9 protein-coding genes and 1 tRNA gene are annotated in these 13015 nt (G+C 68.7%); 1 reads left to right on the top strand and 9 read right to left on the bottom strand.

All coding sequences use genetic code 11. From position 1 onward, the window contains the following. The first annotated feature begins 14 nt into the window (after positions 1-14). Complete coding sequence (locus tag ACQP1V_RS00050; RefSeq protein ID WP_433417446.1) at positions 15-974, top strand: NAD(P)H-dependent flavin oxidoreductase; 960 nt, start codon at positions 15-17, stop codon at positions 972-974. A 131-nt stretch (positions 975-1105) separates the two neighbouring features. On the opposite strand, the gene ACQP1V_RS00045 is transcribed toward ACQP1V_RS00050, so the two are convergent. The 9 genes from ACQP1V_RS00045 to dnaA all read right to left on the bottom strand — a co-directional run bounded on the left by ACQP1V_RS00045 (position 1106) and on the right by dnaA (position 13015). Beyond that, positions 1106-1179, bottom strand: a tRNA-Ile gene (locus ACQP1V_RS00045). A gap of 149 nt (positions 1180-1328) precedes the next feature. Further along, complete coding sequence (locus tag ACQP1V_RS00040; protein WP_433417443.1) at positions 1329-2105, bottom strand: DUF3566 domain-containing protein; 777 nt, start codon at positions 2103-2105, stop codon at positions 1329-1331. 125 nt (positions 2106-2230) lie between these two features. Continuing rightward, a complete protein-coding gene (gene gyrA / locus ACQP1V_RS00035; RefSeq protein WP_433417440.1) occupies positions 2231-4732 on the bottom strand; it encodes a DNA gyrase subunit A in 2502 nt (833 codons plus the stop codon). Between the two features lie 13 nt (positions 4733-4745). Continuing rightward, positions 4746-6689 (bottom strand): DNA topoisomerase (ATP-hydrolyzing) subunit B, encoded by a 1944-nt coding sequence (gene gyrB / locus ACQP1V_RS00030; protein ID WP_387413883.1) that lies wholly within the window; start codon positions 6687-6689, stop codon positions 4746-4748. Positions 6690-6978: 289 nt separating this feature from the next. Next, a complete protein-coding gene (locus ACQP1V_RS00025; protein WP_433417437.1) occupies positions 6979-7533 on the bottom strand; it encodes a DUF721 domain-containing protein in 555 nt (184 codons plus the stop codon). Continuing rightward, positions 7523-8701 carry a DNA replication/repair protein RecF gene (recF, locus tag ACQP1V_RS00020; RefSeq protein ID WP_433417434.1) on the bottom strand — a complete coding sequence of 393 codons (1179 nt, stop codon included), beginning with the start codon at positions 8699-8701 and terminating at the stop codon, positions 7523-7525. The genes ACQP1V_RS00025 and recF overlap by 11 nt, the downstream gene beginning before the upstream one ends. A gap of 94 nt (positions 8702-8795) precedes the next feature. Next, on the bottom strand, positions 8796-9740 hold the full coding sequence (gene gnd, locus ACQP1V_RS00015) for a phosphogluconate dehydrogenase (NAD(+)-dependent, decarboxylating) (RefSeq protein ID WP_387413888.1): 945 nt from the start codon (positions 9738-9740) through the stop codon (positions 8796-8798). Positions 9741-9827: 87 nt separating this feature from the next. Beyond that, positions 9828-10967: a DNA polymerase III subunit beta gene (gene dnaN, locus ACQP1V_RS00010; protein ID WP_433417430.1), complete on the bottom strand. Its 1140-nt coding sequence runs from the start codon at positions 10965-10967 to the stop codon at positions 9828-9830. Between the two features lie 518 nt (positions 10968-11485). Then, positions 11486-13015 (bottom strand): chromosomal replication initiator protein DnaA, encoded by a 1530-nt coding sequence (dnaA, locus tag ACQP1V_RS00005; protein WP_433417428.1) that lies wholly within the window; start codon positions 13013-13015, stop codon positions 11486-11488.

Raw genomic sequence — 13015 nt, 5'->3', positions numbered from 1 at the left:
GGCATGCTGTGATCATGACATTGTCGACGGTGTTCACAGAGATGCTCGGCGTGCGATACCCGATCGCGCTGGCGCCGATGGGTGGGTCGGCCGGTGGCGCGCTGGCCGCAGCCGTCTCCCGCGGTGGCGGGTTCGGGATTCTGGGCGGCGCGTACGGGGACCCTGAGTGGCTGGCACGTGAGGTGCCGATCGTCGCGAGCACTGAAGGGCCGTGGGGGGTCGGATTCCTGACCTGGGGGATCGATCTCGCCGCGGTGGAGCTGGCGCTGAGCTACGGCCCCAGCGCCGTGATGCTGTCCTTCGGCGATCCGAGCCCGTACGTGGAGCATGTCCGCCGGGCGGGGGCTCTGTTGCTCCTCCAGGTCACCGATCTGGAGGAGGCCAGGCGGGCCGTGGACCTGGGCGCCGATGTGATCGTGGCCCAGGGAACCGAGAGCGGTGGGCACGGAGCCGTGCGCGGGCGGTCCACCCTGCCGTTCGTGCCCACGGTGGTGGATCTCGTAGCGCCGGTGCCGGTGTTGGCGGCGGGCGGGATCGCCGACGGACGCGGGGTGGCGGCGGCTCTCGTGCTGGGCGCTGCCGGAGCGCTCATCGGCACCCGATTCCAGGCCACCACCGAGGCCCTGGTCGATCCCTCGATCACCAAGGCGATCCTCGAGGGGCGGGGGGAGGACACCGAGCGCAGCACCGTGCTGGACATCGCACGAGGCTCCAGCTGGCCGTCGAAGTACCCCGCCCGCACCCTCGGCCACCCCTATCTCGACCGGTGGCGTGGCAGGGAGGCCGAGCTCGCCGCCGATCCCCAAGCCCTTCAGGACTACCAGGACGACGTGGCACGCGGCGCGATCCCCTCACAGCCGGTTTGGGCGGGCGAGGCCGTCGACCTCATCACCGACCTGCCCTCTGCGGAGGACCTGGTCACCGCGATGGCCACCCAGGCCGAGGACGCACTGACTCGAGCGGGACGCCGCTGACCCACCGACCATCGGCACCGTTCCGGCTCGTTCGTCACGTGCCGCGGTGAAACTCATCGAATGAGGCTGTTGCAGTACAGGTGGCAATAAAAAAGCCCCGGAGCTTGATCGCTTCGGGGCGTTTATCGAGGTGGGGCTACCAGGACTTGAACCTGGGACCTCTTCCTTATCAGGGAAGCGCTCTAACCGTCTGAGCTATAGCCCCTCGTACGCGCAACGAACGTTACCGCATCCGTAAGACGGAGGCGAATTCCGTTGCTCGAACGAGAGAAAGCTTACCGTGTCCGGCGGGCTGGTCGGGCCGCCGGGCTGGTACGGCCACCACCCGGCGAGCGGCGACCGTACCGGAGCGGGCTACTCGGCCTCGCTGAAGGTGACCTCGATGCCACCGACGAGGCTGGACGACAGGTTGTAGATGACGGCGCCCAGCGTGGACAGCGCGGTGATGAGAACGACGTTGATCGCACCGAGCAGGGCCGTGTAGCCGAGGATGCGGACCGGGTCGAACCACGACTCGATGCTCTTGGCGAGGTCGCTCGTCGCCTTGCCGCCGTCGCCGGAGGTGAGCTGGGTGACCATGTCGGTGATGGTGTCGAAGACGCCAAGGGCCGAGAGCACGCCGTACAGCACGGCCACGGCGACGAACAGCACCACGAAGCAGACCAGCGACAGGACGAAGCTGAACTTCATCGCCGACCACGGCTCCACCCGGCGGAGCACCAGGTGGGCCTTACGTGGGGCGCGGATCGCCGGCTTGCCGTCGGGGGCCGGATCGGTCCGCAGGGGCAACTCGGACGCGCTGGACGCGCCCGCGCCCGGCTTGGGCGTGGAGCCCGTGGCGGGCCGAGGGTAGGCGGCCGTCGGACCCGGGCCGGCGACCTGCCTGCCGGGAGCCGCGCCGGAACCAGCGGGACCGTTCCCGCTCGGGCCACCCGCACCGGGACCGCTCGCCCCCGGGCCGCCGGGATTGCCGCCCGGCCGCTGCGGCCCCCCGCCCGGCGCACCGGGCCGCGGAGCGCCGCCGTCGGCGGACGGCTTCCAGGACTGGTCCGGCCCTCCGGGCCGGGGCCGTGCCGAATCTCCGGCTTTGCCGTCCTTGCCCGGAGGTGTCACATCTGCATCGCGCGCCACCCCAGCGACGCTACCGCTTTCGCCGACCCGCTCGGTCACCTGATCCCGCATCGGTGAAGAAGCGGGACGGGCGCCTCCCGCTTTCTTCTTTGGCGCGCCGGCCGCATTCTCGCCGCTGGAGTTGCTCATGCCTCGTCTCCTGCCCCGTCTTCCTCGGTCTCCAACGACTCGGCATTCCGGGCGAGGGCCACGACGCTGTCGCCTTCGGCGAGGTTCATCAGGCGCACACCCATGGTCTGCCGGCCGGACTGCTTGATTTCGCCGGCGCTGGTCCGGATCACTCCACCAGCTGAGGTGATCGCGAAAACTTCGTCCTCCGGACGAACCATAACGGCACCGACCAGCTTGCCACGAGAGCTGACGATTTTCGCCGTCAGCACGCCCTTGCCTCCGCGGCCCTGAACTGGATATTGACTCGCTGGCGTGCGCTTTGCATATCCGCCCTCGGTCGCGATCAGCACGTCGTCGCCGTCGCCGATGACGTTCATCGCGAGAAGCTCGTCACCTTCGAGGAACCGCATACCGATCACGCCGCTGGTGGCGCGCCCCATCGGGCGGAGCGCCTCGTCGGAAGCGGTGAACCGGATCGACTGCGCATCCTTGGAGACGAGGAGCAGGTCGTCGTCCTCGGAGACGAGCCGGGCCGCGATCACCTCGTCGTCCTCACGCAGATTGATCGCGATGAGACCGCCGGACCGCGGTGAGTCGTACTCAGACAGCCGCGTCTTCTTCACCAGGCCGCTGCGCGTGGCCAGCACCAGGTAGGGCGCCACGTCGTAGTCGCGGAGGTCGAGGATCTCCATGACGTGCTCGTCCGGCTGCATGGCGAGCAGGTTCGCCAGGTGCTGCCCACGCGCGTCCCGGCCCGAGTCCGGCAGTTCGTACGCCTTGACCCGGTAGACCCGCCCCTTGTTGGTGAAGGCGAGCAGCCAGTGGTGTGTCGTGGTCACGAAGAAGTGCTCGACAATGTCGTCCTGGCGGAGCTGCGCGCCCCGGACGCCCTTGCCGCCGCGCTTCTGCGCGCGGTAGAGGTCCATGTTGGTGCGCTTCGCGTACCCGCCGCGGGTGATCGTGACGACCATGTCCTCTTCGGCGATCAGGTCCTCGATCGACATGTCGCCCTCGTAGGCGATGATCTCGGTCTTCCGCTCGTCGCCGAACTTGGCCACGATCTCGCCGAGCTCCTCGGAGACGATGGTCCGCTGCCGCTCCGGCGAGGCGAGGATGCTCTGGAAGTCGGCGATCTGCGCCATCAGACCGTCGTACTCGTCCTGGATCTGCTGCCGTTCGAGGGCGGCCAGCTTGCGCAGCTGCATGTCGAGGATGGCCTGCGCCTGGACCTGGTCGATGTCCAGCAGCGTCATCAGGCCGCCCTGGGCCTCGGCCGCCGACGGCGACCGCCGGATGAGGGCGATGACCTCGTCCATCCGGTCGAGCGCCCTGAGCAGACCGCGCAGGATGTGCGCCCGCTCCTCGGCCTTGCGCAGCAGGAACCTGGTCCGCCGGACGACGACCTCGATCTGGTGCTCGATGTAGTACTTGACGAACTGGTCGATCCGCAGCGTGCGCGGCACACCGTCCACCAGGGCGATCATGTTCGCGCCGAAGGTGGTCTGCAGCTGGGTGTGCTTGTACAGGTTGTTCAGCACGACCTTGGCGACGGCGTCGCGCTTGAGCACGATCACCAGCCGCTGGCCGGTGCGCGAGGACGTCTCGTCACGGACGTCCGCGATGCCGGTGACCCGGCCGTCCTTGACCAGCTCGGCGATGGTGAGGGCGAGGTTGTCCGGGTTCACCTGGTACGGCAGGGCCGTCACGACCAGGCACTGCCGGCCCTTGGCGTCCTCCTCGACCTCCACGATGGCTCGCATGGTGATCGAGCCGCGGCCGGTGCGGTACGCGTCGTCGATGCCCCTGCGGCCGACGATCAGCGCGCCGGTCGGGAAGTCGGGGCCCTTCACCCGCGCGATGAGCGCCTCGAGCAGCTCCTCATCGCTCGCGTCGGGGTTCTCCAGGTTCCACTTGACGCCCTCGGCCACCTCGCGGAGGTTGTGCGGCGGGATATTCGTCGCCATGCCGACCGCGATGCCGGCGGAGCCGTTCACCAGGAGGTTGGGGAACCTCGACGGCAGGACGACCGGCTCCTGCGACCGCCCGTCGTAGTTGGGCTGGAAGTCGACGGTGTCCTTGTCGATGTCCCGGAGCAGCTCCATGGCGATCGGCGCGAGGCGGCACTCGGTGTACCGCATCGCGGCGGCCGGGTCGTTGCCCGGCGAGCCGAAGTTGCCCTGGCCGTCGACCAGCGGGTAGCGCATCGACCAGGGCTGCGCGAGCCGTACGACGGCGTCGTAGATCGACGTGTCGCCATGCGGGTGGTAGGAGCCCATGACGTCGCCGACGACGCGGGAGCACTTGAAATATCCGCGGTCGGGCCGGTAGCCGCCGTCGAACATCGCGTACAGCACCCGGCGGTGCACGGGCTTGAGCCCGTCGCGCACGTCGGGCAGGGCACGCGACACGATGACCGACATCGCGTAGTCCATGTAGCTGCGCTGCATCTCGGACTGGATGTCCACCGGTTCGATGCGGTCAGCGGGCGGTCCAGGCGGAGTGTTCACTTCCGTCACGAAAAGTCAGTCCTTACACGTCGAGGAAGCGGACGTCACGGGCGTTGCGGATGATGAAGTTTCGGCGGGCTTCCACGTCCTCGCCCATCAGGACGGTGAACAGCTCGTCCGCCTGGGCGGCGTCGTCGAGCGTCACCTGGAGGAGGACCCGGGTCTCCGGGTTCATCGTGGTCTCCCACAGCTGCTGAGCGTTCATCTCGCCGAGACCCTTGAAGCGCTGGACGCCGTCGTGCAGGCGCGGGTCGCGCTTGCCGCGCGCGATGCCGTCCTCGATGATCGCGTCCCGCTCCCGGTCGGAGAACGCGTACGACGCGTCCTCGCCCTTGCGGTCCCACTTGATCTTGTACAGCGGAGGCTGGGAAAGGTAGACGTGCCCTGCCTCGATCAGCGGCCGCATGAAGCGGAACAGCAGCGTCAGCAGCAGGGTGGTGATGTGCTGGCCGTCGACGTCGGCGTCGGCCATCAGGATCAGCTTGTGGTAGCGGAGCTTGGAGATGTCGAACTCGTCGTGCACGCCGGTGCCGAGCGCGGTGATCATCGCCTGGACCTCGTTGTTCTTGAGGACCTTGTCGATGCGCGCCTTCTCGACGTTCAGGATCTTGCCGCGCAGGGGGAGGATCGCCTGGAACTTGGGATCCCGGCCGCCCTTCGCCGAGCCGCCGGCCGAGTCACCCTCGACGATGTACAGCTCGCACTTCTCCGGCTCGGACCACTGGCAGTCGGCCAGCTTGCCCGGCAGGCCGCTCCCGCTCTCCAGCAGCGACTTGCGCCGCGTGAGGTCGCGGGCCTGGCGCGCGGCGATGCGGGCGCGTGAGGCCTGGAGCGACTTGCTGATGATGTCCTTCGCTTCGCCGGGGTTGCGCTCGAACCAGTCGCGCAGGTGGTCGTTGCACGCCTTCTGCACGAACGACTTGGCCTCGGTGTTGCCGAGCTTGGCCTTGGTCTGGCCCTCGAACTGCGGGTCGGCGAGCTTCACCGAGATGATCGCGGTGAGTCCCTCGCGGATGTCGTCACCGGTGAGGTTGTCGTCCTTGCCCTCCTTGAGGAACTTCTGCTCGCGCGCGTACCGGTTGACGATGCTCGTCAGCGCCGCACGGAAGCCTTCCTCATGGGTGCCGCCCTCGGCGGTGTTGATCATGTTGGCGAAGGTGTAGACCGACTCGGAGTACGAGGCGTTCCACTGCATGGCGATCTCGACCGAGATGCCGTCGCCGTGCTCCTCGAAGTCGATGACGGAGCCGTGGATGGGCTCCTTCTTCTTGTTGAGGTAGCCGACGAAGTCGGTCAGACCGCCCTCGTAGTGGTAGGTCGCGACGACCGGCTCGCCGTTGATGTGATCCGGCCGCTCGTCCTTGATGACGATCGTCAGGCCCTTGTTGAGGAAGGCCGTCTCCTGGAACCGGCGCGAGAGCGTCTCGAAGTTCCAGGTGGTCGTCTCGAAGATCTCGTCGTCGGCCCAGAACGTGATCGAGGTTCCGGTGGTGTCGGTCGCCTCGCCCTTGTGCAGCGGGCCGGTCGGCTTGGAATGCTCGTAACGCTGGGTCCAGTAGTAGCCGTCGGTGCGGATCTCCACATCGAGCCGCGTGGACAGCGCGTTCACCACGGAGACGCCGACGCCGTGCAGACCGCCGGAGACGGCGTACGACTTGCTGTCGAACTTGCCGCCGGCGTGCAGCGTGGTCAGAACGAGCTCGACCGCGGGCCGCTTTTCCACAGGGTGTTCACCGACCGGGATGCCACGGCCGTTGTCGACGACCCTGACCCCGTTGTCCGCAAGGAGCGTCACCTCGATGGTGTCGCAGTAACCTGCCAGAGCCTCGTCGACCGAGTTGTCCACAACTTCGTAGACCAGGTGGTGGAGACCGCGCTCGCCCGTCGAGCCGATGTACATGCCGGGGCGCTTGCGGACCGCTTCCAGACCTTCGAGAACGGTGATAGAGCTAGCGTCGTAGGACAAGTGCGAAATCCTCCTGCCGCGGACACGTGGCGAGCGAGACCCCTGCTGGCTGCCCCTGCCGTGCCCGTCACCGTCGTGAGTAAGCCCCGTGCGATCACCCAGAGGAAACCGGCCTCGAACCGGGGTGACGCGCAAGCGGACCGTGTCCTTGAGTCCGCGTTCATTCTACTGCGCTCACAGCACTTATGTAGCAATGACGGCCGCTGTGATGCCCTGTAGCGCGACGATCATGTTTTCAGGCACTCCCCCTCATGGAAGGGGGTCAGCCGCTCAGGGGCAATCAGGGGGCCTAGCCGTAGGTGTCGCCGGGACCCTGCCCACCGCGGACGCGCAACCCGCCCTGCCGCGGCCCCGCCCCCGGACCGCGCACCTTGACCCGCTTGACCGTGGCGTCGCCGAGCTCCTCGTTCAACCGCCGCACGAGAGTGGCCGCGAGCAGCCGCACCTGCGTGGCCCAGGCGGTGGAGTCGGCCGCCACGAGCACCTCGCCGTCCTCGAAAGACTCCGGCCTCGTGTGTGCCGCCAGATCGGGCCCCACGATCTCGCGCCAGCGGCCGAACACCCCGCCCACCGCGACTGGACGCTCCCAGCCCCGGGCGGCCAGCAGATCTCTGATCGCCTGGCCGAAGGGCTGTGGATCGCCGGCGTCCCGCCGCTGCCCCGGAGACCTGCGGCGCGGCTCCGTACGGGGGAGCTGCCCCCGCCTGGCCGCGTCGGACTTCGCCTGGGCCAGCTTCTCCCGCGCGAGCGCCGCCCCCTTCGCCGCTGTGTTCATGGCGCCCGCTGTGCTTACGGCGCTGACTTCGCTCGCGCCGTTCGGCGCCTGGGACGGCTCATCGGACACGGGTGGCGCTCCCTTCGGTGACGTCGAACCGCGCGCCGGCCAGCTCAGCGGGGACGTCGTCCGGCACCGCCGCGGTGATCAGCACCTGCTCGGCGGGCGCGACGATCTCCGCGAGCCGGGTCCGGCGCTGGCCGTCCAGCTCGGCGAACACGTCGTCAAGGATCAGCACCGGATCGCCACCGTCCGCACGGAGCAGGTCGTAGGCCGCCAGCCGCAGCGCCAGCGCGAACGACCACGACTCGCCGTGGCTCGCGTATCCGCGGGCGGGCAGCTCGCCCAGTGCCAGGTGCAGGTCGTCGCGATGCGGCCCCACCAGGGTCACGCCGCGCTCCAGCTCCGCCTGCCGTGCTTCGGCGAGGCTCGCCCGCAACGCCTCTTCGAGGATATCCCGCGATCGTCCACAGTCTGTGGACAACTTCACGCCGGTCCGATACTCGAGATCCGCCGCGGCCGAGGCGGGCGCGAGCGTCGCGTACGCCTTGGCGGTCAGCGGGCGCAACGCCTCGACCAGGTCCAGCCGGGCCGCGAGCAGCTCCGCGCCGTGCCGTACGAGGTGGGAGTCCCAGACGTCGAGCGTGCTCAGCACGTCGCCCGCGCCCGCCGACGCGAACGCCGCCTCGTCGTCCTGCCGGCGCGGGCCGCGCCGCCGCCCCTTGGTCGCGGCGGCCGTGCGCAGCAACGTGTTGCGCTGCTTGAGCACGCGGTCGTAGTCCGCGCGGACCCCGGCGAAACGGGGCGCGCGGGCCACCAGCAGGTCGTCGAGGAAGCGGCGCCGCTCCGAGGGGTCGCCCTTGACCAGGGCGAGGTCCTCAGGGGCGAACAGGACCGTGCGCAGCAGGCCGAGCGCCTCGCGCGGCCGCGCGACCGGCGAGCGGTTCACCCGCGCCCGGTTGGCCCGGCCCGGGTTGATCTCCAACTCGACGAGCGCCCGGCGCTCGTCCCTGGCGACGAGCGCGCGGACGATCGCCCGCTCGGCTCCGTGCCGCACCAACGGGGCGTCGGTGGCGACGCGATGGCTCGACTGCGTCGCGACGTACCCGATCGCCTCGACCAGGTTGGTCTTGCCGTGCCCGTTGGGGCCGACGAACGCCGTCACCCCGGGTTCCAGGGCGACCTCGGCCGAGGGGTAGGACCGGAAGTCGGTCAGGGACAGGTGGCACACACGCACCCCGAAAGGCTAGTCCCTGCCGGCGACCGCCCGCGGGACGATGAGCCTCGCCCCTGTCACGCCCCGGCCGCACCGATTGTCCACAGCCTGTGGATCAGCCCTGGACCTCCACCGGCGGAGTGACATCGGCGCCGGGAGCGTCCGCGCCCATGCCGGTCTGCCCCTCCTGCGCGGTGACCGCGTGCCCGCCGAACTGGTTGCGCAGCGCGGCGACCATCTTCATCGCGGGGGAGTCCTCCTGCCGGGACGCGAACCGCGCGTACAGCGCGGCCGTGATGACCGGCAGCGGCACCGCGTGGTCCACCGCCGCCTGGACCGTCCAGCGACCCTCGCCGGAGTCCTGGGCGTACCCCTTGATGTCGGCGAGACCCGGGTCCTGGTCCAGCGCGCGGACCAGCAGGTCGAGCAGCCAGGAACGGATGACCGTGCCCTCCCGCCAGCTCTTGAACGACCCGTGGACGTCCGTGACGATGTCGGCGGCCTCAAGCAGCTCCCAGCCCTCGGCGAAGGCCTGCATCATGCCGTACTCGATGCCGTTGTGGACCATCTTGGCGAAGTGCCCGGCGCCGATCCGGCCGGCGTGGACGAAGCCGTCCTCGCCCTCGGGCTTGAGCGTCTCGAAGACCGGCCGCAGCCGCGCGACGTCCTCGGCCGAACCGCCGACCATCAGGGCGTAGCCGTTCTCCAACCCCCACACGCCGCCGCTGACACCGACGTCGACGAAGCCGACCTGCTTGGTGGCGAGGTCGGCGCCGTGCTTCTGGTCGTCCACATAGTGGGAGTTGCCGCCGTCGATCACGATGTCGCCGGGAGAGAGCATCTCGTGCAGCAGCCGGATCGTGCCGTGGGTCGGCTCCCCGGCCGGCACCATGACCCAGACGGCACGGGGAGCCTCCAGACGGTCGACCAGCTCCTTGAGGCTGCCGACGTCGCTGAGCTCCGGATCCCGGTCATATCCGACGACGTCGTGGCCACCGCGGCGAAGCCGCTCGGCCATGTTGCCGCCCATCTTGCCGAGCCCGATCATGCCGATCTGCATAGAGCAACCCCCCTCAGGGTCGAACATCCACAAGGACGCCGTACCCGGACATACGACCTCCACGCCCGGGAGATCGTACGCCCCGGATCAACTCGACAGACGGATCGGCATGATCAGGTAGCGGTAATCCGGGGTCGCGCCCTCATCCACAGGCTTGCCGCCGGTGAGGATGGCGGGCTTCGTCGCGGTGGTGAACTGCAGGCGGGCCACATCGGAGTCGATCGCGCCGAGGCCCTCCAGCAGGAACTGGTGGTTGAACGCGATGTTGATCTCGTCGCCGTCGAACTCGACCGGCAGGACCTCGACCGCCTGGGCCTCGTCGCCGCTGCCCGCCTCCAGGACGACCTCGTTGCCGCGGAAGGCCAGCCGTACCGGGGTGTTGCGCTCGGCGACCAGCGCGACGCGCTTGACCGCCTCGACGAACGACGCGGTGGCGATGTCGGCCCGCGCGGAGAACTCCGTCGGCAGCAGCGAGCGGTACTTCGGGAACTCGGGGTCGAGCAGCCGCGTGGTGGTCCGCCTGCCCGCGCTGGAGAAGCCGATCATGCCCTCGCCGGTGCCCCCGACCGAGCTCAGCGCGATCTCCACCTCGGCCCCGGTGCCGCCCAGCGCCTTCGCCGTGTCCGCGAGCGTACGGCCCGGCACCATCGCGATCGCCTGGAAGTCGGGCTGCTCCGGGTGCCACTTCAGCTCGCGTACGGCGAGGCGGTAGCGGTCGGTGGCGGCGAGCGTCACCGTGTCGCCCTCGATCTCCATCCGGACGCCGGTGAGCATCGGGAGGGTGTCGTCCTTGCCCGCGGCCACCGCGACCTGGCCGACCGCCCCCGCGAAGACGTCACTGCCGATCCGCCCCGCGGCCGGCGGCATGGCCGGCAGGGACGGGTAGTCCTCGACCGGCATCGTCAGCAGGGTGAACCGCGCGCTGCCGCACGTGACCACCGCCTTGGCTCCGTCGACCACGAAATCCACAGGCTGTGCGGGAAGCGCCCGGGTGATTTCGGCGAGGAGCTTGCCGGAGACGAGGACGACGCCGGGCTCGCCGGACTGCGGTTCGAGTGTCACCTCCGCCGAGACCTCGTAGTCGAAGCCGGAGAGCTTCAACTGTTGGTCGTCGGTGACCTCTAGGCGCATGCCCGCCAGCACCGGCACGGACGGCCGCGCCGGAAGGCTGCGTGCCGTCCACGCGACGGCCTCGGCGAGTACGTCGCGGTCGATCCGGAACATCACGTGGATCAGCCTCCTGGGTATCGCAGATTGAGCATTGTTGCAGGTGTTCACTCTCCCGCACCTTGGAGCCTCGAGAACCCTCTATGGCTCTTGAGTTCTTCAGTAGAGAGAACTGAACGTCATCGTCATAGGGGCGGTGGATACTGTGGAAATCACGTTCCTCCGCAGGTCAGAGCCCATTATTCATCCACCGGCGGGTGTGGAGGACCAGTGGATTACCTGTGGTCGGCTGGGGATGGCCACACGTTGCCCACAAGCCGTCCCCAGAAGTCGGGGTCTCTGTCCACCGGTTATCCACGAGGTTTCCACCGGTTATCCACTGGGTAAAAGCACTCCTCAGGTGGACATCTTTTCACTACGCACAGGACGTCCCCAAGCTATCCACGAGAAATCCCCAGGTTGTCCACAGACTCGTCCCCAGGGTGTGGGCGGGATTCTCCCCCGGATGACGGGGCTATCGGCCGAGCAGGGCAGACGTCAGCGGACGTCGATCCACAGAGTTATCCACAGCCTGTGCATCACGCGTTGCGTGCGCGCTGCTTGATCCGGGTCGTCAGCTCGTTGACCTGGTTGTACATCGACCGACGCTCGGCCATCAGCGACCTGATTTTGCGTTCGGCGTGCATGACCGTCGTGTGGTCGCGGCCGCCGAACTGCTGGCCGATCTTCGGCAAGGACAGGTCGGTGAGCTCGCGGGCGAGGTACATGGCGATCTGGCGGGCCGTCACCAGGGCGCGCGAGCGCGAGCTGCCGCAGACGTCGTCGAGGGAGACGCCGAAATACTCGGCGGTTGTGGACATGATGAGCGAGATGGTGATCTCCGGCGTGGAGTCCTCGCTGATCAGGTCTTTCAACACGATCTCGGTCAGCTTGATGTCGACAGACTGCCGGTTCAGGCTGGCGAACGCGGTGACCCGGATCAGGGCGCCCTCAAGCTCGCGGATGTTGGTCGCGATCCGGCTGGCGATGTACTCCAGCACGTCGGGCGGCGCGGCCAGGCCCTCCTGGATCGCTTTCTTGCGCAGGATCGCGATCCGCGTCTCCAGCTCGGGCGGCTGGACGTCGGTGATCAGTCCCCACTCGAAGCGGTTGCGCAGCCGGTCCTCCAGGGTGACGAGCTGCTTGGGCGCCCGGTCGCTGGAGATCACGATCTGCTTGCTCGCGTTGTGGAGCGTGTTGAAGGTGTGGAAAAACTCCTCCTGCGTCTGCTCCTTGCCCTCGAGGAACTGGATGTCGTCCACGAGCAGGATGTCCACAGCGCGGTAGCGGGCACGGAACCCGTCCGCTTTGTGGTCGCGGATGGAGTTGATGAAGTCGTTGGTGAACTCCTCCGAGCTCACGTACCTGACCCGCGCGCCGTCGTACAGGCTCTGGGCGTAGTGGCCGATCGCGTGCAGCAGGTGCGTCTTGCCCAGGCCGGAGTCGCCATAGATGAACAGCGGGTTGTACGCCTTGGCCGGCGCCTCGGCGACCGCGACCGCGGCGGCATGCGCGAACCGGTTGCTCGCGCCGATGACGAACGTCTCGAAGGTGTATTTGGCGTTCAGCCTGGCCGGCTCACCGGCGGTGCGGCCGCCGCGGCTGTCCCACCTGTTCTGCGGCGGCTCCGCGCCCCCCTGGTCGAGCGACTCCGGAGGAGGAGCGACCCCGTGCTGAGGCTCCGGCGCGCGCTCCTGTGGATAGTCGGACGGCGGCGCCGCGGCGGGGCGGGACTGCGCCCCCGGCCCCCGCTGCGAAAAGGACGGCGACGGGGAGAAGGCGTCGTGCTTGCGGCTGTCGCCCCCGCCGGCCTCGTGGGGATCGACCATCACCGCGATGCGCATCGGCCGGCCGAACTCCTGCGAGAGGGCGTGCGCGATCAGCGGGCGGAGCCGTACCTCGATGACTTCCTTGGCGAAGTCGTTCGGTGCGGCGAGGAGGATGGTGTCGTTGATGAGCCCGGACGGCTGGGTCATCTGGAGGAATGCCCGCTGCTGTCCTGAAACGCCCTCATCGAGAAGGGTCCCCAACGCGCGAGCCCATACCTCGTTGAGGTCGTCGGCCTCCAT

This window comes from Microtetraspora malaysiensis (assembly GCF_050947145.1).
Lineage (GTDB): Bacteria > Actinomycetota > Actinomycetes > Streptosporangiales > Streptosporangiaceae > Microtetraspora_A > Microtetraspora_A malaysiensis.
Note: the sequence above shows the minus strand (reverse complement) of the source record. Positions and strands in the feature narration are given on the sequence as shown.